At 27.1% G+C, this 18,108-nt stretch carries 21 protein-coding genes and 1 other RNA gene; 17 read left to right on the top strand and 5 right to left on the bottom strand.

The features are described from left to right. Positions 1 to 234: 234 nt before the first annotated feature. Entirely contained in the window at positions 235 to 1,869 is a 1,635-nt protein-coding gene (locus tag KMP11_RS05940; protein WP_216279704.1) for an Rqc2 family fibronectin-binding protein, read from the bottom strand. Between the two features lie 141 nt (positions 1,870 to 2,010). Here KMP11_RS05940 and gmk point away from each other — a divergent pair, with 141 nt between their 5' ends. From gmk to KMP11_RS05915, 5 genes are all read left to right on the top strand, one after another. Beyond that, positions 2,011 to 2,637: a guanylate kinase gene (gene gmk, locus KMP11_RS05935; protein WP_216279703.1), complete on the top strand. Its 627-nt coding sequence runs from the start codon at positions 2,011 to 2,013 to the stop codon at positions 2,635 to 2,637. 13 nt (positions 2,638 to 2,650) lie between these two features. Further along, on the top strand, positions 2,651 to 2,845 hold the full coding sequence (gene rpoZ / locus KMP11_RS05930; protein WP_216279702.1) for a DNA-directed RNA polymerase subunit omega: 195 nt from the start codon (positions 2,651 to 2,653) through the stop codon (positions 2,843 to 2,845). A 31-nt stretch (positions 2,846 to 2,876) separates the two neighbouring features. Then, positions 2,877 to 3,252: RNase P RNA component class B (gene rnpB, locus KMP11_RS05925), an RNA gene on the top strand. A gap of 82 nt (positions 3,253 to 3,334) precedes the next feature. Then, positions 3,335 to 4,468: a THUMP domain-containing class I SAM-dependent RNA methyltransferase gene (locus KMP11_RS05920; protein ID WP_216279701.1), complete on the top strand. Its 1,134-nt coding sequence runs from the start codon at positions 3,335 to 3,337 to the stop codon at positions 4,466 to 4,468. 67 nt (positions 4,469 to 4,535) lie between these two features. After that, positions 4,536 to 5,039, top strand: coding sequence for an RrF2 family transcriptional regulator (locus tag KMP11_RS05915; RefSeq protein WP_216279700.1), 504 nt, complete (start codon positions 4,536 to 4,538; stop codon positions 5,037 to 5,039). Between the two features lie 71 nt (positions 5,040 to 5,110). Here the strand turns inward: KMP11_RS05915 and KMP11_RS05910 are convergent, their stop codons facing one another. Together KMP11_RS05910 and KMP11_RS05905 are read right to left on the bottom strand one after the other, a co-directional pair. Continuing rightward, the gene (locus KMP11_RS05910; protein ID WP_216279699.1) at positions 5,111 to 6,658 is read right to left on the bottom strand and encodes a hypothetical protein; all 1,548 of its coding nucleotides are present in this window, start codon (positions 6,656 to 6,658) and stop codon (positions 5,111 to 5,113) included. A gap of 34 nt (positions 6,659 to 6,692) precedes the next feature. Continuing rightward, the gene (locus KMP11_RS05905) at positions 6,693 to 7,430 is read right to left on the bottom strand and encodes an ABC transporter ATP-binding protein (RefSeq protein ID WP_216279698.1); all 738 of its coding nucleotides are present in this window, start codon (positions 7,428 to 7,430) and stop codon (positions 6,693 to 6,695) included. Between the two features lie 157 nt (positions 7,431 to 7,587). On the opposite strand from KMP11_RS05905, the gene trpS reads away from it, so the two are divergent. From trpS to KMP11_RS07705, 4 genes are all read left to right on the top strand, one after another. Next, on the top strand, positions 7,588 to 8,604 hold the full coding sequence (trpS, locus tag KMP11_RS05900) for a tryptophan--tRNA ligase (protein ID WP_216279697.1): 1,017 nt from the start codon (positions 7,588 to 7,590) through the stop codon (positions 8,602 to 8,604). A 183-nt stretch (positions 8,605 to 8,787) separates the two neighbouring features. Further along, entirely contained in the window at positions 8,788 to 9,270 is a 483-nt protein-coding gene (locus KMP11_RS05895) for a hypothetical protein (RefSeq protein ID WP_216279696.1), read from the top strand. 704 nt (positions 9,271 to 9,974) lie between these two features. Further along, positions 9,975 to 10,187 carry a hypothetical protein gene (locus KMP11_RS07710; RefSeq protein WP_252344707.1) on the top strand — a complete coding sequence of 71 codons (213 nt, stop codon included), beginning with the start codon at positions 9,975 to 9,977 and terminating at the stop codon, positions 10,185 to 10,187. Continuing rightward, positions 10,184 to 10,342 (top strand): rhodanese-like domain-containing protein, encoded by a 159-nt coding sequence (locus tag KMP11_RS07705; RefSeq protein ID WP_252344706.1) that lies wholly within the window; start codon positions 10,184 to 10,186, stop codon positions 10,340 to 10,342. Before KMP11_RS07710 ends, KMP11_RS07705 begins: the two co-directional genes overlap by 4 nt. Positions 10,343 to 10,577: 235 nt before the next feature. Here the strand turns inward: KMP11_RS07705 and KMP11_RS05885 are convergent, their stop codons facing one another. Further along, positions 10,578 to 11,840 carry a competence/damage-inducible protein A gene (locus tag KMP11_RS05885; protein ID WP_216279695.1) on the bottom strand — a complete coding sequence of 421 codons (1,263 nt, stop codon included), beginning with the start codon at positions 11,838 to 11,840 and terminating at the stop codon, positions 10,578 to 10,580. Between the two features lie 77 nt (positions 11,841 to 11,917). Continuing rightward, on the bottom strand, positions 11,918 to 12,877 hold the full coding sequence (locus tag KMP11_RS05880) for an IS30 family transposase (protein ID WP_216279571.1): 960 nt from the start codon (positions 12,875 to 12,877) through the stop codon (positions 11,918 to 11,920). Between the two features lie 442 nt (positions 12,878 to 13,319). Here KMP11_RS05880 and KMP11_RS05875 point away from each other — a divergent pair, with 442 nt between their 5' ends. From KMP11_RS05875 to KMP11_RS05840, 8 genes are all read left to right on the top strand, one after another. After that, on the top strand, positions 13,320 to 14,087 hold the full coding sequence (locus tag KMP11_RS05875; protein ID WP_216279694.1) for a tRNA threonylcarbamoyladenosine dehydratase: 768 nt from the start codon (positions 13,320 to 13,322) through the stop codon (positions 14,085 to 14,087). Between the two features lie 218 nt (positions 14,088 to 14,305). Next, positions 14,306 to 15,298 carry a competence type IV pilus ATPase ComGA gene (comGA, locus tag KMP11_RS05870; protein ID WP_216279693.1) on the top strand — a complete coding sequence of 331 codons (993 nt, stop codon included), beginning with the start codon at positions 14,306 to 14,308 and terminating at the stop codon, positions 15,296 to 15,298. After that, positions 15,270 to 16,319: a competence type IV pilus assembly protein ComGB gene (gene comGB, locus KMP11_RS05865; protein ID WP_216279692.1), complete on the top strand. Its 1,050-nt coding sequence runs from the start codon at positions 15,270 to 15,272 to the stop codon at positions 16,317 to 16,319. Before comGA ends, comGB begins: the two co-directional genes overlap by 29 nt. Before the next feature lie 13 nt (positions 16,320 to 16,332). Continuing rightward, entirely contained in the window at positions 16,333 to 16,668 is a 336-nt protein-coding gene (comGC, locus tag KMP11_RS05860) for a competence type IV pilus major pilin ComGC (RefSeq protein WP_216279691.1), read from the top strand. Further along, positions 16,643 to 17,083: a prepilin-type cleavage/methylation domain-containing protein gene (locus tag KMP11_RS05855; protein WP_215756593.1), complete on the top strand. Its 441-nt coding sequence runs from the start codon at positions 16,643 to 16,645 to the stop codon at positions 17,081 to 17,083. Before comGC ends, KMP11_RS05855 begins: the two co-directional genes overlap by 26 nt. Next, positions 17,073 to 17,348 carry a type II secretion system protein gene (locus tag KMP11_RS05850; protein ID WP_215756592.1) on the top strand — a complete coding sequence of 92 codons (276 nt, stop codon included), beginning with the start codon at positions 17,073 to 17,075 and terminating at the stop codon, positions 17,346 to 17,348. The genes KMP11_RS05855 and KMP11_RS05850 overlap by 11 nt, the downstream gene beginning before the upstream one ends. Then, on the top strand, positions 17,341 to 17,850 hold the full coding sequence (locus KMP11_RS05845) for a prepilin-type N-terminal cleavage/methylation domain-containing protein (protein WP_216279690.1): 510 nt from the start codon (positions 17,341 to 17,343) through the stop codon (positions 17,848 to 17,850). Before KMP11_RS05850 ends, KMP11_RS05845 begins: the two co-directional genes overlap by 8 nt. After that, positions 17,819 to 18,103: a hypothetical protein gene (locus tag KMP11_RS05840; RefSeq protein ID WP_216279689.1), complete on the top strand. Its 285-nt coding sequence runs from the start codon at positions 17,819 to 17,821 to the stop codon at positions 18,101 to 18,103. Before KMP11_RS05845 ends, KMP11_RS05840 begins: the two co-directional genes overlap by 32 nt. The last annotated feature ends 5 nt before the right edge of the window (positions 18,104 to 18,108 follow it).

Below are 18,108 nucleotides of genomic sequence, written 5' to 3'. Positions count from 1 at the left end.
AGCTAGGGATACTTATAATAAAAGAACAATTGAAGTAATTAATTACTTCATATAACATTATAGCATAATTTTTTTAAAATACAAGTATAAAAATCAATTTTTTTAAAAAACATACTTTGAAAACGTTAATATAACAGGGTTAAGAGAAAAATTTATATTATTTATCTATAATTTTATTTTAATTACTTAAATTTTTAAAAAATGAAAATTGTAAAAAAAAAAATGTTTTAATTTTTACATATTTATTATTTTACTAATGAGTAATTTATCTATTTTTATTTTTAAAGTTTTTTGATTTGTATAAGTAACCATCCCAGCTTTTGCACCGGATATTTTTTTTACATATTTAATTAGGGTGTAGTCAACATTAACAAAATCTTCATTTTTAAATTTTGAATAATAGGCTGCTAACATGGCAGCTAGATTTATTAGTTCTTCCTTAGGATTATTTGAAAAAATAACAACATGGCTTCCAGGTATGTCTTTGGCATGAAACCACAGATAATTTCTTTTTGCCAATTTATTAGTTATATTATCATTTTGAATATTATTTTTTCCTATATATATAGGAGTGTTTTCGTAATTAATTACAGTATATTTAATATTTTTTTGTTTTTTGTTAATCTTATTTTTTATGTATTTATGTTTAACTAATTCTTCGTTTATTTCTTCTAAATCTGATATTTCAGCATTTTCTATTTGTATTTCTAAGTTTTCAAAATAATTTATTTCTTCTTTTGTTACTAGTATTTGCTTTTCAATGTTTTCTATACTTCTCTTATTTTTTTTATTTTTATTAAAATAGTTTTCTGCATTTTTTTCTATGGATAAATTTTCATCTAGGATGATTTTAATATTTTCTAAATTTTCATCATAAAAATTTTGCAGGACTACTTCTTTTGGTGTGAATTTTTTATAAAGATAATTATTTGCTAATAATAATTGCCCCTTTAATTCATTTAGATTATCTTTTTTTGCTTTTTCTAGTTCATCTTCTAAAATATTTATTTTATTTTTTAATTTTGTTATTTTATTTCTTACAAATAAATATATTTTTTTGTTATTATCTTTATTAGATATTAAATTATTTTCTAAGTAAACAAAGTCTAAGAGTTCAGAGTAGCTAGTAAATTTATTTTCCTCGCTAAAATTATTAAAATTGTAGTAGTAAAAATCTAATTTTCCACTATCTTTAAAGGCAAGAGGTTGATTATAATTATTAAATTTAGCACAGAAGTCTTTAAATTCAGCCAAGGAAGAAAATTGTTTACTAAGTAATTTTGAAACTCCGTAAAAATTATTTAGTAAAAATTTATTATTAAATTCTTTTTCGCTTGTTGGATATTCTTCAAAATTAAAAGGATTTATTTTTTTTGCTGTTGGAGGAAATTTATATTTTATTCCAGCCATTGTTGCCCTGCTGTATTCAATACTATAAGAATTTTTAATGGCTTCAATAATAGTATAGTCTTCATCAGTTAGAATAATATTAGAGTGTTTACCCATTAGTTCAAGGATCAAATAATAATTTTTTTCATATCCTAATTCGTCAGAATTTTTGAGTTTAATAAATATAATTCTGTCATTATTTTTTTGTTCAAAAGATACAATAAATGAATTGTTGATATATTTTCTTAATACTGTACAAAAATTAGATGGTGATTTTGGATTTTCATAGTTATTATTTGTTAGATGTATTCTTGAATTTTGTGGATGTATAGAAATAAGGAGTTTTTTATTGCTGAATTTTCTTATAGAAAAAATTAATTCTGTATTAGAAATATTATTTATTTTATTAATTCTTCCAGTTTTTAATTTTTCATTTAATTCATCAACTATTTTTTTGATAAAAAAACCATCAAATGCCATAAAATCACTCCTTAAAATTTTTCTATAAAATACTATAACATATATTAAAAAAATATAATATTAATAGGTTTAAATTTACTTAAATTTATGTTATGATAGTAGTCAAATAGTTAAATAAAAATTTGATAACAAAGGTGTAAAATGAGTGAGAAAGGGTTATTAATTGTTCTATCTGGGCCATCTGGTGTAGGAAAAGGTACAGTAAGAAAAGCAATATTTAAAAATGGTGTAGATTTTGAATATTCTATTTCTATGACTTCTCGAAACAAAAGATCTGGGGAGATTGAAGGAGTAGATTATTTTTTCAAAACAAGAGAAGAGTTTGAAGAATTAATTGAACAAGGGGAATTATTAGAGTATGCTAAATATGTAGATAATTATTATGGCACTCCTGTTCGTTATGTTCGTGATACAATGGATAGGGGAAAGGATATTTTTCTGGAAATAGAAGTTCAGGGTGCAGAGCAGGTAAAAAACAAAATACCAGAAGCACTATTTATCTTTTTAGCACCACCAAGTATATTGGATTTGGAGTGTAGGCTAAAGGGGAGGGGAACAGAAAGTGATGAAGTAATCAAAGAACGTATAGCTAAAGCACGAAAAGAAATTCAAATGATGTACTTATATGATTATGTTGTAGAAAATAATGAAGTAGATTTAGCAGTTGAAAGAATTAAAGCTATAATACAAAGTGAACACTTAAAACGTGAAAGAGTAGAAATGAAATATCGTCGTGCCTTATTAGAATTAGAGGAAGAAGAAATTTAAAAGGAGAAAAATAATGTTATATCCAAAATTAGATGTGTTGAAAAAACAAATTGATTCAAAATATATGTTGGTTTCTTTAGCAAGTAAAAGAGCAAGAGAATTATTTGCTCAACCAGAAACTGCAAAATTAGAAGAATATGTATCTCACAAAGAAGTAGGGAAAGCACTAGAAGAAATAGCTGCTGGAAAAATAACAGTTTTAAAATAGTGCCTTATATGATATAATAAGCTAGTATTTACTTTTGATGTGGTCGCGCCTAACGGTGAGGAAAGTCCATACTCGCACAAGCTGAGATGCTTGTAGTGTTCATGCTAAACAAAAAAATAAGTTTGGGTACACCCAGTGTAACGGCAGACAATTAATCCTAAGTACCTGGTATATGGATTAATAAATCTTGAAGGTGCCACAGTGACGTAGTTTTTATAGAAATATAAAAAGTGGAACGCGGTAAACCCCTTGAGCGAGCAATTCAAATTTTGGTAGAAGCACTTATTTCGTAGAAATGAATACAGAAATAGGAGATTTAATATCTAGACAGATGACCACAGCTATTACTTACAAGAGCATTAGTTACTCGTTATAGTAAGAGTAGTTACAGAATATGGCTTATGATAAAGTAAAATAACTAGCTTAAAAGACCCCTAGGGTCTTTTTATTATAAAAATAATTTTGTTAAATAAAAATTAGGAGAAATTTATGCAATATAATTTGGTAGCTACAAGCCCCATGGGTATAGAAGCGATAGTAGCAAAAGAAGTTCAAGATTTAGGTTATGAAACAAAAGTAGAAAATGGTAGAGTATATTATTCTGGTGATAAGAGGGCAATAGTGCGTTCTAATATTTGGCTGCGTTGTGCAGACAGGGTGAAGGTAGTAGTTGCTAAATTTCCAGCCTATACATTTGAAGAATTATTTGAAAAAACAAAGGCGATAGCATGGGATAAATTTTTACCAGAAGATGCAAATTTTCCAGTAGATGGTCGTAGTCATAAATCAAAATTATTCAGTGTGTCTGACTGCCAATCAATCGTAAAAAAAGCAATAGTAGAAAAAATGAAAAAAAGTTATGGTCTTAGTGGTTGGTTGAAAGAAACTGGAGCCAGATATAGACTAGAAATAATTATGCTAAATGATGAAGCAACTATTTTACTAGATACATCAGGCGAGGGTTTGCACAAAAGAGGCTACAGAGAAAAGCAGGGTGTAGCCCCATTAAAAGAAACTTTAGCGGCGGCCATGGTAAAACTAACTAATTGGAATGGTGAAGTTCCATTTTATGATTTATTCTGCGGGTCAGGAACTCTATTAATAGAAGCAGCCATGATGGCACAAAATATGGCACCAGGTCTTAACAGAAAATTTGATTTTGAAAAATGGCATTGGATACCAAAAAATCTTGTTTCAGAAGAGAGAAATCGTGCAGAAGAAATGATAGATTACGAAAAAGAATTAGAATTATACGGCTCTGATATTAATCCCAAGATTATTGCTACTGCCCAAAATAATGTAGAAGAAATAGGCTTGGCAGGAGTAATAGAATTTAAACAGATGAGTGTTTATGATTTTGTTGCAAAAAAAGAAGCTGGGTGTGTCATAGCCAACCCACCTTATGGCGAAAGACTTGGAGAAAAACAAGAAGTTGAAAAAATGTATAAATTTTTAGGTCAAGCCCTAAAAGATAAAGAATATTGGTCGCTATACATATTAACTTCCCATAAAATGTTTGAACATCTTTATGGTAAAAAAGCAAGCAAGAGAAGAAAATTATTTAATGGTTCGATAGAGTGTACTTACTATCAATACTGGGGCAAAAGGTTAAAAAATTATTAAACTAGCAAATTGACAAATATAAATATATAAATTACAATGTAATTAAAGTTATAATAGGAGGTTTATTATGCACCTAACAAAGAGTACAGAACAAGCAATATGTATTATGGTCATGCTTTATATGCAGGATAGAAGAATTTACTTAAATTCAAAAGAAATAAGTGAACGCCTAGATATCTCCCCGACCTATTTAAAAAAAATAATGAGAAAATTAGTTCTTAGTGATTTAGTTTTAGCCAATACTGGAGTAGGGGGAGGATATAAATATCGCCAAAATAAAGTGATAACACTATATGATATTTATAAGGCTATCAATGGAGAAGTTAATTTATTTGTTCTGCAAGCTGACTACATAGAAAAAGTTTTTAAGGGTGCAGAAAATATGACTTCAAGATATAAGGATTATCTAAAAAAAATAAATACGATAAATCTATCCTTAAAAGAATCTTTAAAACAAATAACTATTGAAGATATAATTAGAGATATATTAAAGAAAACTGCTGATATAAGAATAGACTGGAATAATTGGGAAGTAGAATTTGAAATATTATATAAAAAATTAAAAAATTAAAAAATTAAAAAATTAAAAAAGAGTTACGAAATTTTGCAACTCTTTTTTAAAGATTAAATTTTTATAATAAATTATTTTTCAATATTTATTAATTTGAAAAATTTATTAAATATTTCAAATGCAAGTGCAAGGAGTATAATAATATAAATTAAAGTTAGTAGCCACCACAATTTAGGTAGGTATATGGTATAGAAAACAGTTATTGTTAAAATCAAAGCAAAAACTAAAAGAAATCCAGAGAAAATTAGCCACTGTTTTAAACCAGTTTTTCCTCTTAACATTAGCTGTGTGATATTGCCCCAACCTGTGAATGGTTTTTCAAGGTCATTATTAAAACCGTATGTTTCGTAAGAAAGCGAAACGATTAAAAATGTTATTAAAGAGGTTATGAAAAATATTAAATCTACACCCAAGATTAAGAGAATAATAGAATAAACTAAAAGTGCTGGTAATATCTGTAAAATAATTGATAGACGATATTTAACTAATAAATATTGTCTTATATTAATAGGTAGTGTTTTTAAAAATTCATAATTTTTATAATCAACCGAGATTGATAAAAATGATAATGAACCATGGCCATACATGGCAATACCAAATATAATAGAAATCATAATAGCAGTCGGTATAACAGCCAAGCCCTCTTTAAAATAAGGATTGCCAATCAAGGCAATAATAAATCCTAAAAATAGCATAGGAATAAATAAAGGAGTTAGTAAAACTTGAGTTATAAGACTTCCATTAGAAAAACTTTTTAGTGTCATGCCTTTATAAATTTTAATAAGATTAATTTTTTCATTTTTATCAAGTTTTTTAATTTCTTTTTTAGGGCTAGTTTTTACCTTAATAATATCTTCAAAATAAGTTTTAATAACAAACTTATTAAGTAAAATCATAGCTATTACAAGTAATAATACAATAGCTAAGATTTTAATTAGTGAATTTGTTGCAAGAGGATTAGCTACGATATTAAATAAGAAATCTCCCTTGTAATCTTTTGCACTGACAATTGAATTGTCGAGAGCATTCATAGCACCATAAAATCCAAAAACTAACAAGAAGCTAATAGTTTGTATTCCAGTATTAAATGTTTTTTTGTACTTAATAAATAATTTTATTTTTGACAGGCTAGAAAAAATTAAAATTATTAGACTTATCCATAAAGAAAATAAGGCGACACTATATACCAAAATAAGAAGGACAGCTACAATATTAAAATGTGAAAATTGTATACTAGAAAATATATTTATTAATATGTAAGATAAAAATAATCCTATGGAATTTGATATTAAAGTTAATAATTTGCTAACAAATATTTCTTTTTCAGAAATTGGTAGTGATATTAAGCTTGAAGTTTCCTTATCTTCATAAAAAACCGAAAAAAATGGTTGTATGATAGTTATAGAAGCAAATCCTAGAATAAATATCGAAATTGACATATATTTATTGGCGGCGGCAGATAAATTATTCATTCCTAAAAAAAATGTTAAAAATATTAAAAGAAAAAATTGACCTAATAAAAAGTTAATAAATAATTTTTTTTGTAAATTTTTACCCTGTTTTTGAGCCTTAATTCTTTGTAGGTCAGTTTTTGCAGGATTTACATATAATAAATTCATTAAAAATAGATTTTTTATAATAGAAAAACGCATTTTACTCACCACTTTCTTCATTAATATTTTTAATCAAGTTTAGGTATATGTTTTCTAATGAGTCGCCACTATATTTTTCTCTTAGTTCAGAGATAGTTCCCACAAAAATTAATTTTCCTTTTGAGAGAATACCTATTCTGTCGCATAGATTTTCTGCAACTTCTAAAACGTGGGTTGAGAATAAAACTGTATTTCCTTTTTGGATATGTTCTTTCATTAAATTTTTCAAATCAAAAGACGCCTGCGGGTCAAGTCCTGTCATTGGCTCATCAAGTATCCAGTATTTAGGATTGGCAATTAAGGCACCAATAATAAACGTTTTTTGACGCATACCGTGTGAAAAAGAATCTATTGCAGAGAATTGTTCGCTCAACATATTGAACATACCTGCATATTTTTTTATTCTTTCGTCAGCTTCTTCTTTAGAAAGTTCAAAAACATTTGCAATAAGTAGCCAGTATTCTAAGGCTGACATGGTTAAAAACATATTAGGATTGTCAGGAACATAATAAATTTCTTTTTTACATTCAAGGCGTTCATTTTTTAAATTTTTATTAGCAAAATAAATTTCTCCAGAAGTTGGTTCGATAACACTAACTAATGATTTTATTGTTGTACTTTTTCCTGCTCCGTTGTGTCCTATTAAACCAAAAATTTCTCCGTCATTTATTTCTAAATTCAAACTGTCTAAGGCGATTTTTTCGCTATATTTTTTCGTAAGATTTTTTATATTTATCATAGTGCAACTCCTTTTAAATTTTTATGTAAAAAAATATATGTATTAATTGTAACATATTGTCAAGTATTTTCAACCATTTTCATAATTTATAAAAGTATATTTTAAAAAATAATATGATGTGCTATAATTATTTTAGAGTAAACTAAGGAGTTATGTTATGACTAAAAAAATTATACTTACAGGAGATAGACCGACAGGAAAATTACATTTGGGTCATTATGTTGGTTCTCTTCAAAACAGAGTAAAACTTCAGGCTGAAAAATATACGGAAATGTTTATAATGATAGCAGACCAACAGGCACTGACAGACAATGCAGATAATCCTAAAAAAATTATAGAAAATGTTACCGAAGTAGCCTTGGATTATTTAGCAGTTGGAATTGACCCAAGCAAAACAACAATTTTTATTCAATCACAAATACCTCAACTAGCAGAGCTGACAATGTACTACATGAATTTAGTTAGCCTAGCTAGATTGCAACGTAATCCAACGGTAAAACAGGAACTGAGTAGCAAAAATTTTGGTGAAAGTGTACCAACTGGTTTTTTAACTTATCCAATTAGTCAGGCTGCTGACATTACAGCTTTTGGTGCAACACACGTTCCAGTAGGTGAAGACCAAAAACCAATGTTGGAGCAAACTCGAGAAATAGTTAGAGATTTTAACAGAATTTATAATAAAGAAGTTTTAGTCTTGCCAGAAATAGTTTTACCACCTAAAAATCAGGGGCGTCTTATGGGTATAGATGGTAATGGTAAAATGAGTAAATCATTAAACAACGGAATTTATTTGGCTGACTCACCAGAAGAAATAAAAGCAAAAATTATGAAGATGTACACAGACCCTAATCATATTAGGGTAGAAGACCCGGGACAAGTAGAAGGAAATGTTGTCTTTACATATTTAGATATTTTTGATGCTAATAAGGAAGAAGTAGCAGACCTAAAAGAAGATTACACAAGGGGCGGGCTAGGAGATGTAAAATTAAAACTTCGTCTTAATGATATAATGCAAGATTTATTAGCACCAATCAGAAAACGCAGGGAAGAATTTGCAAAAGATAGAGATTTAGTTTATAAGATGTTGCAAGAGGCAAGCCAAAAAGCAGAAAAAATAGCAGCAAAAACTTTAGAAGAAGTAAAAGACGCTATGGGAATAAATTATTTTAAATAGAAAAATATTTAGTGTAGATAAAATTCTGCATTAAATATTTTTTTATTTTTTAATATTATACTTCTTGTTTTTTTATTTTTTCTGTGTTATAATCTAAATGTAAGCGAATTATAAATATAATGTACTTAATCTACTTTATTCAAAATATCTATATTAATACTATTCATAAAGGGGGATAAAATTATGAATAAAAAATTAAAGTTTGCAAGTGCATTTCTTGTAACTACTTTACTTGTTGAACCTGTGGTAACTTTAATTAATGATAATAATATTATATTAGCTAGAGAAAAAAATACTATTAATGAACAGATTAAATTAAAAAAATTTTTAAAATATAATTTTAATTTAAGCAACAAAGAAAGTGAAGATGTTATAAAATTTTTAGAAAAGATAAAAGAAGAAGGTTATAATAGTCCCGAAGCAAGAGAAAGAGGAAAATTTGCGATTTTAAGAGGAATATTCAAAGTATTTGTAAGAAATGTAGATGCAATACCTTCTAAAACAATAAGACGCTATATAGATACTCATGGATACAAAATAATTGAAGCAGTTGACTATATAGAAGAAACTTCTACAGCTGGTTTCACAATAGCCTTTGAATCAGCAGGAATTCCTTATCCTCAAGCTAGGCTTCTTGCAGAATTTGTAGTCTTTTTTGTATTGTAAATTCTATAATTATTTAGAGGTATAAATGAAAGACATACATTATAAAATTTTAGCGGCATTGTATTTTATAGTACCTATAAGTGCCTATATATATATTAACTACATTATAATAAAAGACTTAAATAATATTTCTACAATACGAACTATAGTATATATGTATATTTTGTATAAGGTATCGGAATTAGTATATTATGTATTAGATAGGATAATAAAAAACAAAATATATATTTTGAATATTACTATATCTTTGCTTGCGGCCACTTGTGTACTATATATTTTTTTTAAAATAAGTTTGAAAAGCATAGTAATATTTATATTGTTTAATGTTATTTTAATACATTTATTAACTAGAAGAGGCGAGTGATTACTCTCCTTTTTATTATATATAAATTTAGATGAAGTAAAAATACAAAAAAATTACTTTTATAATGTATAATAATAAAATACAAGGTAAAAATTAATAAATGGGAAAAATTTATTTGAAAAATAATTTATTATGTAAGATAATTTTTAAATATAAAATAATAGAATTTTGCATAAAAAACTAAGTATTAAGATAGTAATAATTAAAAATATTTTTAATATTTTTTATTCATATTTATTGCAGGTAGTCAAAATAAAAATCTTTTTTAGCTTTTTATTTATTAAAGTATTTTTTAATATTATAATGATTTTGGGAAGATTGGTCTAAGGATCATACAGATATGAAAAATAAAAAATTATTATCAATACTAACAATAGGCTGTCTATCTTTATCCCTAGTTGGGTGTGGCGATAAGGTAGGAAGTGTTAAAGATGGTAATGAACAAAAAATCGAGCAAGCATCTATAAAATTAGTGAATGCAGTTGAACAAGGGAAATATAAACTTGTTAGCACAGAAGAATTAAAAAATGGATTGATGCTAAGCAAGATATGATTATTGTAGATACAATGCCGAAAGAAAATTTTGAAAAACAAAAAATTCCTGGGGCTGCAAATGCAACTTTACCTCCTAAAATGGAGTATGTAAGACCAGAGCAAAAAGAGAATTTTTTAAAAGCCTTGGGAAGATATAAAAATAAAAAATTGTAGTTTATTGTGGTTTTGTAGGTTGTCTAAGAAGTCATGTAGTTGCAATGATAGCTAAAGAAGCTGCCTATACAGATGTTTATCGTCAACCAGGTGGCATTATAGCTTGGCAAGATGCTGATAACAAATAAAATTTTTTATAATTTTTATCACTGCACTTGTCAAAGATAATTTTTTATAAACTTATAAGCAAAAATTTATAATCCTTATGGATTAACTTCCATAAGGATTATTTTATTTATATATTTTCTAAAATTAATTTTCTTATTTCGTTTAGGGCTTCTTTTGCTGCTCTATCACGAATTCTATTTCTATCTTCGTTGAACTGACATTCTTTTACACTAACTTGCCCCCTATAGTATATACCTATGTAAACAAGACCTACTGGTTTGTCAGAATTTTCTACTGGACTAGCAATTCCTGTTGTAGATATGGCTATATCACTTTTAGTTTTATTAGCCAGACCAAGAACCATTTCATGTGCTGTTTCTTTACTTACGTTTCCAAATTTTTCTAAAGTTTCTTTTTTTACACATAGTGAATTAATTTTTGATTGATTAGAGTAGCAGACTAGACCTTCAATAAATGAGTTAGATATTCCTGCATTATCTATTAAGATTGAAGATAGGTAGCCACCTGTTACCGATTCTGCTGTTGATAAACTTATATTATTTTCAATTAATAATTTTGCCACCACATATTGAAGTTCGCTTTGACTTTCTGCTATATCTTCATCACCAATTAAATAAATAAATTCTCCAACTATATCTTCAATTTCTTTAATTTTATTTTCAAGCAGTTCATTACAATAATCAATATTATTTCCACTTGCAGTTACTCTGATTAAGACTTCACCAGTTTTTGCATAAATAGCAACAGTAGGATTAGTTTGCTCATCTAATATATTTTTTATTCTATCTTCGAGTAAAGATTCTCCAATTCCATACAAGCGAATATATTTAGATATAAATTTTTGGTCGCTTAATTTTTCTAGGTAGGGCTTTACAGATTTTATAAACATATCTTTCATTTCATGAGGAGGGCCAGGCATTAGGATAATACGTTTATTATCTTTTTCTAATATTATACCAGGAGCAGTGCCGCAAAAATTTTCTAAAATAATTGCTCCATTTGGTATCATGGCTTGCTTTTTATTATTCATAGTAAGAACATTATTTTTATTAAATTTTTGAACGTAATTTTTAATTTTTTCCCAAGAGTATTCATCAAGATAAAAATCACGATTAAAATATTCAGCCGCACATTCCTTAGTTATGTCGTCATCTGTTGGCCCTAAACCACCAGTTACAATAATTGTATCAGAACTATTGAAGGCACGGTCAAAAGTTCTTAGTAATCTTCCTTTATTGTCGCCAACAGTAGTATGTTTAAAAACATTGATACCTATGTTAGCTAATTCTTTAGAAAGATAAGTTGTATTTGTGTTGACAATATCTCCTAATAAAAGTTCTGTTCCAACAGATATTAATTCTACATTCATATAATAACCTCCAAACTTTATTTATTTTATTATACTCTTATTTTCAAGAAAAATAAATTCTAGAAATATATCGCAAATTACAATAGTAAGTTAGCCACCTCAGGCAAGTCATAAGGACATACATAATTAAATAATTTACGTGGATAACGATTTATCCATTGTTCAACAGCCGTTACTTCGTTAGGAGTAACGGTTGTTGTGCCTTTTGGGAACCATCGTCTAATCAATCGATTTGCATTTTCGTTACTACCTCGTTCATAAGAAGAAAACGGATGTGCGTAATAAATAGGACAAGTGATGGCTTCGTCTAGTCTTAAAAATTCAGAACCATTATCAGCTGTTAAAGAGCGAATTAAATAGTCTTGTTGAATAGACGTCAAAGCGGTATTCACACTTTGGGCCGTTTTATCAGGAATAAGACGAATGATTTCATAGCGTGTTTTTCTGTCTGTTAATGTCAATAACTGTTGTCCACGTTTCTTGTTTAAAATGACTAAATCAATTTCAAAATGCCCAATTTCTTTTCGTTCGTTAATCTCTTGTGGTCGCTGTTCAATAGAGAGGGCATTCGTTTTTCTTGGTGGTCGTTTTTCATTTGATTTTATTGGTTTAGTTTTTCTAGGGTAAATCAGATGTTTACGTGAAATACCTGCTATCCATCCTTTATATATCCATGTGTAAATTGTCGTAAAAGACGGCATATCTGGTAATTGACTAATCATTTCAGGGGAATATTTATCCATAATTTTTTCTCTGATTACATTTTCTTTTTCTACAGTCCACGTATCCGTTCTACCTACGGCTAAACGTAAATGATTATAATCATTCTGTGCTTTTTGAGCAGAGTATTCTTTAGTGCCACCATGAAAAGATAAATCAATCAGTCCGCGTTTAATTTCGTTATTAATAGTTTGGTGATTTTTGCCTAATAATCTAGCGATTTCTCGGTTACTTTTTCCTTCTTTTTTCCATTTTTCAATTAAATAACGCTCTTTTTCTGTAATGTGTTTGCCTTTTGTGTTATAATGTTCTTGCATCTCTTGGTATCCTTTTTTTGTAGTTACTAAAAGTATATCCTATGAGATGCTTTTTTTGTACTACTGGCTAACTTAATTATATAATTTACTTTTCTAGAAATATATTGAAAATTTTAACTTGTTAAAGTAAATAATATATGCTAAAATATAAGTATAAAACTTGAGTATGCGTGTGGCTCATTTATATTCGGACCTAACACTTTTTGTAAGGGAATAAGAATCTCTTGTTAGTATGGCATGCATTTCCTCCTTATGTGACGAACTGACTTCAGAAGGCAAGGCTATTATACCCACCTGATTATAGCAGGACCAATTTTTGTGAGATACTACGATACTACGGTTTTGGGACTAGCATTTGCTAGTCCTTTTTTAGAATCAAAATAGCTAATAATATATTTTAGTGTATAATTATTGAAGTTATTAAAAATTTTAGGAGATAATAATGCTAAATCAATTTTCACGTAATGAACTTGTTATAGGTAAAGAGGGATTAGAAATTTTAAAAAATTCTTGTGTTGGTATTCTCGGTATAGGAGGAGTAGGAACTTTTGCAGTTGAATCATTGGCTAGAAGTGGTATTGGGTCTTTTGTGATTATGGACAAGGATAATATAGACATAACAAATGTAAATCGCCAAATTCATGCGACAACCAAAACAGTAGGACTTAGTAAAGTAGAAGAAATGAAAAAAAGAATACTTGATATTAATCCTGAGTGTCAGGTTATCGCTATTCAAGATTTTTATACGGAAGAAACATTTGAAAAATTTTATAAGGAAAAATTGGATTTTGTAATTGATTCTTGCGATACTGTAAAATATAAAATACATCTTATAGAACATTGCTTAAAAAATAAAATAAGATTTATCTCCGTAATGGGGGCGTCAAACAAAATGGATCCAACAAAATTTGACATAGCTGATATATCAAAAACTTCTATTTGCCCACTTGCAAAAATTGTGAGATTACATTTTAAAAAATTAAAAATCAAGGGTAAAATTCCTGTTGTTTATTCAACAGAAAGTCCCCTAGTCCCAAGAGATGAATACACAGAAAAAATTGGTAATAAAAATTCAGAAATAAGAAAAGCACAAACGCCACCAACATCTAATGCTTTTTGCCCAGCTACAGCTGGTCTTATAGCGGCAAGTTATGTATACAGAAACCTATTAAAAGATATTTCATTTAAAACTATAGAAAAAAATAATTAAAATATAGTCAAAATATTACTAAAATTCATAGTAATTTTTCAGTAGTATTTTGATTTTTTTTATTATATTTAATATAATTGAAGTGTATATAAGTATTATTAATAATAATTTTAAAAATTAAAAGAATAATATGCTCAAATTACTAGTATAAATATTTTCTTTGTTACCATTAATGAAGATATAGTATAAGTTTAATAACTATTATTTTTTTAGGAGGATTGATTAGCATAGATATAAAAGAATTAATGATAAATATTTTAAATATGGGGATAGAAAGTAATGCTAGTGATATACATATTTATCCTAAGTCAAGCGGAAGTGCTTCTATAAAATATCGTATTAAGGGTTCTTTGGAGGAGAAATTAAATTTAAAAAATTCAGAAATAGATAGTTTAATATCTCTTTTAAAATTTAATGCCAGCATTGATATTGCCTTGAATAAAACTCCTCAGTCAGGAAGATTTGAATATAAGTACAAGGAGAAAAAATATTATTTAAGAATTTCAACTATACCACTTAATGAATTGTATGAAGGCTGTGTAGTCAGAATATTTACAGATGAACTAGCTGAAGTTAATTTTAGTTTATTTGAAGAAGATGTAGAAAGTATAAATAAATTATCAAAATACGCTAATGGATTAATAATATTTTCTGGACCTACTGGCAGTGGGAAATCTACATCAATGTACAAATTAGCACTAGATATTGCAAAACAAAATCGTCAAATCATTTCCATAGAAGACCCTGTTGAAAAAAATTTTGATAGCCTTATTCAAATGCAGGTAAATGAAAAAGCAGGAATAAATTATGACAATGCCCTAAAATCCATTTTACGATGCGACCCAGACGCTATTATGGTTGGAGAAATAAGAGATAGTTTAACTGCTAAGTATGTGATTACATCATCATATTCAGGGCATTTGGTACTGACGACGCTTCATGCAGAAAATTGTATCGGAGTAATAAATAGACTTGTAGATTTAGGAATATCAAAAGAAGATTTAAGACAGACCCTCTTATGTATAATTTCACAAAGACTTGTTAACTTAGGAGAAAAACAAGAACTTATAACAGAAATAATGCCTAAAGAGAAAATAAATTCATACATACTAAATAAAGAAATAAATTTCACATCACTAAAAGAAAAATTTGAAAAAGCATATAAGATTGGAAAAATTTCTAATGAAGAAAAAGAAAAATGGGGATATTAAAAAATTATTAGTAAAAGATGAAAAAATTTATTTTATAAGAAGACTGTATGAATTAATAAATCATGGATATATGCTAGAAGATTCAATAGAATTTTTAATGCTACAATATAGTGCTAATGATAACACCATAAATTATTTAAAAACAGAATTAGCAAATGGTAAAAAATTATCTTTTATTCTAAAAAAATTAGGCTATCCCAGTTCTGTCGTAACTAAAATGGAATTTGCAGAGCATTACGGAAGAATTGAAAATATGCTTTTAGAAATAGAAAAATATCTCCGTATCCAAAAAGAACAAAGAGAAAAAATAGTAAAAACAACTAGGTATCCCTTCTTTTTAACTATGACACTAATAATACTAATAACAATTTTTAATTTATTAGTAATACCCCAATTCCAAAATATTTACACATCAACAAATATAAAAATGGATATGCAGGTAAGTATTTTAATAAATATACTTTATTATTTACCAAAAGTATTGATTAGTTTAATTTTGTTAATTGCAATATTAATTTTATATTTAACATATCTTTATCGTTATAAGAAAGCTAGATTTTTAAAATTAATAATAAAGATACCTTTAATTAATAACTACTTTATATACTATATATCATATCAATATTCACAAGAATTAAGTTTATTTTTAATGAGTGGATTTTCTATGAAGACAGCATTAAATGAAATAATAAGCAAAGAGTATAATTATTTTTTTGTAGAATTTTCAAAAAAAATAGAAATTTCATTGGCAGCTGGCGATACTTTTGAAAGAGCAACAGAAAAAATTATATATTTAGATAAGTCCATGGCAAAATTTATAAATCATGGAAGAAAAAATAGTATGTTGGATAAGGAATTAAGTTTATATAGTGATATTATGTTAGATTCCTTTTTAAAATTAGTAGATAAACGTCTAAAAAAAATTCAACCAGTATTATTTTTTATCCTAGCCTTAATAATTATAGGTTTATATTTAGTTATATTATTACCAGTTTTTAATATGGCAAGTTCAATACGTTAAAAAGGAGAACAATATGAAAGAGAAATTAAGAAAAATATTAAAAAACAATAAGGGATTCACACTAATAGAAATGTTAATTGTCATTTTTATTATAGCTATCTTGTTGGTGCTTATTATACCAAACATAACAAAAAATTTAGATTCTGCAAAAGATAAAAGTTCGCAAGCCTATGTAAAAACAGTGCAATCTCAAGTTACAGCTTATGAACTAAATGAAGGGGACAGTAATGTTACTTTTGAAAAGTTGGTAGAAAAAGGTTATCTAGAAGGTAGTGCAGCAGAGGCCAGCAAAGCACCTAACGGCAAAGCAGTAATAATAGAAAATGGCAAAGTTAGATTGCAAGAATAATCAAGGATTTAGTTTTGTAGAAGTTTTGGGAGTATTATTTATAGTATGTAGTGTTATTTTTATTTTATCATTAAATCCAGTTGCGTCTTATGAAAAATACAAGGAAAAAGTGGCAGTCAATGAACTGATTTCTAATATCTATATGGTGCAAACAAAAAGTTTAACCGACAGTAGAACTAATTATATAGAATTTTTTGAGAATGCTAACGAATATAGAATGTATTATGACGGTAAATCAGAAACAAGACATATCTCAGAAAATGGAAAAACTGGCGTGGGCCTTAGGTCTTTACAATTTAGGTATCGCAGGGGGAATGTCAACAGGGCTAATACTGTTCTAGTAAATTTTCCTAATAGTAGATATGAAATAATAATACATTTAGAAACGGGATATGTAACATTAAATGAGAAATAACAAGGGCTTTACTTTAATAGAAATTTTAGCGGGAATATTTATTTTTTCTGTTATTTTAATATTTCTTGTACCAAATATAGTAAGAGAATATGAAATTTTAAAAAAATCTGAAGACAAGTTGATTATGAAAGAAATTTTATATGAAGAAATATTAATAAATAAAGATGTTGGAAGATTCACAAGAAATAATTATGAAATAACAATAGGAGAAAATTCTGCCAGTATAAAAAATTTAGATACAGGAGAAATAATTTTATATGAATAAGGTTAGAAATGCAGGTTTCACTTTGATTGAAGTTATAATATCTTTAGCCTTATTATCAATTTTTTTATTGTTACTTTCTGCTATTTTGACTTTGACCTCAAATATATCTAAAAGTTTTTTAGATTATAGTAATTATGAATATGCTATGATGCACAAAAAAATTTTTGAAATGTATGAAGATAGTGAGCAGGTAAGTATTGATAGAAATAAAATAAAATTTATAAATGAAAAATACGACAGACAACATACTGTGATTTTTTCCAACTCAAAAATTTACAAGCAAACTAAAAATCCTGGAGAAAAATTTTCTGCAGGCTATTCACTACTGCTAGAAAAAATAAATAGCTACCAATTTAAAAAAATATCAGAAGAAATAGTAAGTGTAAAAATCATAGACAGAAAAAATAAGGAACACGTATTAAAACTAAGATTAAAAGATGAAATTAAAGAAAGAGAAAAAAATAACAGTGATGAAGATAATAAAAAAAATCAAGATGAATAATAGTGGCGGTGCAATTTTAATATCACTCTTAGTCTTAGTTTTAGTATCGCTTATTATAGCAGGCGTATCAAATATTTATGTTAGTAAGGTAAGAAGTATAAAAAACTTAAATGATTATTACGATAAAAAAATAATAGAAGAATTAAATAAAAAAGAAGAATTAAATAAAAAAGAAGAATTAAATAAAAAAGAAGAATTAAATAAAAAAGAAGAATTAAATAAGAAACAAGAAAAAAGTAGCAAGTCTGATTAAGACTT

Origin of the sequence: Gemella sp. zg-570 (genome assembly GCF_018866345.1) — a bacterium.
Classification (GTDB): domain Bacteria; phylum Bacillota; class Bacilli; order Staphylococcales; family Gemellaceae; genus Gemelliphila.
The sequence above is the reverse complement of the archived record's forward strand: the minus strand, read 5'-3'. Positions and strand labels throughout refer to the sequence as shown.

Bases quoted from the DNA above. Each gene is read 5' to 3' on its own strand.
- KMP11_RS05895 (WP_216279696.1), top strand. From the start codon at position 8,788: ATGAATAAAAAATTAAAGTTTGCAAGTGCATTTCTTGTAACTACTTTA.
- trpS (WP_216279697.1), top strand. From the start codon at position 7,588: ATGACTAAAAAAATTATACTTACAGGAGATAGACCGACAGGAAAATTA.
- KMP11_RS07710 (WP_252344707.1), top strand. From the start codon at position 9,975: ATGAAAAATAAAAAATTATTATCAATACTAACAATAGGCTGTCTATCT.
- KMP11_RS05850 (WP_215756592.1), top strand. From the start codon at position 17,073: ATGAGAAATAACAAGGGCTTTACTTTAATAGAAATTTTAGCGGGAATA.
- KMP11_RS05880 (WP_216279571.1), bottom strand. From the start codon at position 12,877: ATGCAAGAACATTATAACACAAAAGGCAAACACATTACAGAAAAAGAG.
- gmk (WP_216279703.1), top strand. From the start codon at position 2,011: ATGAGTGAGAAAGGGTTATTAATTGTTCTATCTGGGCCATCTGGTGTA.
- KMP11_RS05845 (WP_216279690.1), top strand. From the start codon at position 17,341: ATGAATAAGGTTAGAAATGCAGGTTTCACTTTGATTGAAGTTATAATA.
- KMP11_RS05885 (WP_216279695.1), bottom strand. From the start codon at position 11,840: ATGAATGTAGAATTAATATCTGTTGGAACAGAACTTTTATTAGGAGAT.
- KMP11_RS05905 (WP_216279698.1), bottom strand. From the start codon at position 7,430: ATGATAAATATAAAAAATCTTACGAAAAAATATAGCGAAAAAATCGCC.
- KMP11_RS05915 (WP_216279700.1), top strand. From the start codon at position 4,536: ATGCACCTAACAAAGAGTACAGAACAAGCAATATGTATTATGGTCATG.
- KMP11_RS07705 (WP_252344706.1), top strand. From the start codon at position 10,184: ATGATTATTGTAGATACAATGCCGAAAGAAAATTTTGAAAAACAAAAA.
- comGB (WP_216279692.1), top strand. From the start codon at position 15,270: ATGAAGAAAAAGAAAAATGGGGATATTAAAAAATTATTAGTAAAAGAT.
- KMP11_RS05875 (WP_216279694.1), top strand. From the start codon at position 13,320: ATGCTAAATCAATTTTCACGTAATGAACTTGTTATAGGTAAAGAGGGA.
- KMP11_RS05940 (WP_216279704.1), bottom strand. From the start codon at position 1,869: ATGGCATTTGATGGTTTTTTTATCAAAAAAATAGTTGATGAATTAAAT.
- KMP11_RS05840 (WP_216279689.1), top strand. From the start codon at position 17,819: ATGAAGATAATAAAAAAAATCAAGATGAATAATAGTGGCGGTGCAATT.
- KMP11_RS05855 (WP_215756593.1), top strand. From the start codon at position 16,643: ATGGCAAAGTTAGATTGCAAGAATAATCAAGGATTTAGTTTTGTAGAA.
- KMP11_RS05920 (WP_216279701.1), top strand. From the start codon at position 3,335: ATGCAATATAATTTGGTAGCTACAAGCCCCATGGGTATAGAAGCGATA.
- comGC (WP_216279691.1), top strand. From the start codon at position 16,333: ATGAAAGAGAAATTAAGAAAAATATTAAAAAACAATAAGGGATTCACA.
- KMP11_RS05910 (WP_216279699.1), bottom strand. From the start codon at position 6,658: ATGAATTTATTATATGTAAATCCTGCAAAAACTGACCTACAAAGAATT.
- rpoZ (WP_216279702.1), top strand. From the start codon at position 2,651: ATGTTATATCCAAAATTAGATGTGTTGAAAAAACAAATTGATTCAAAA.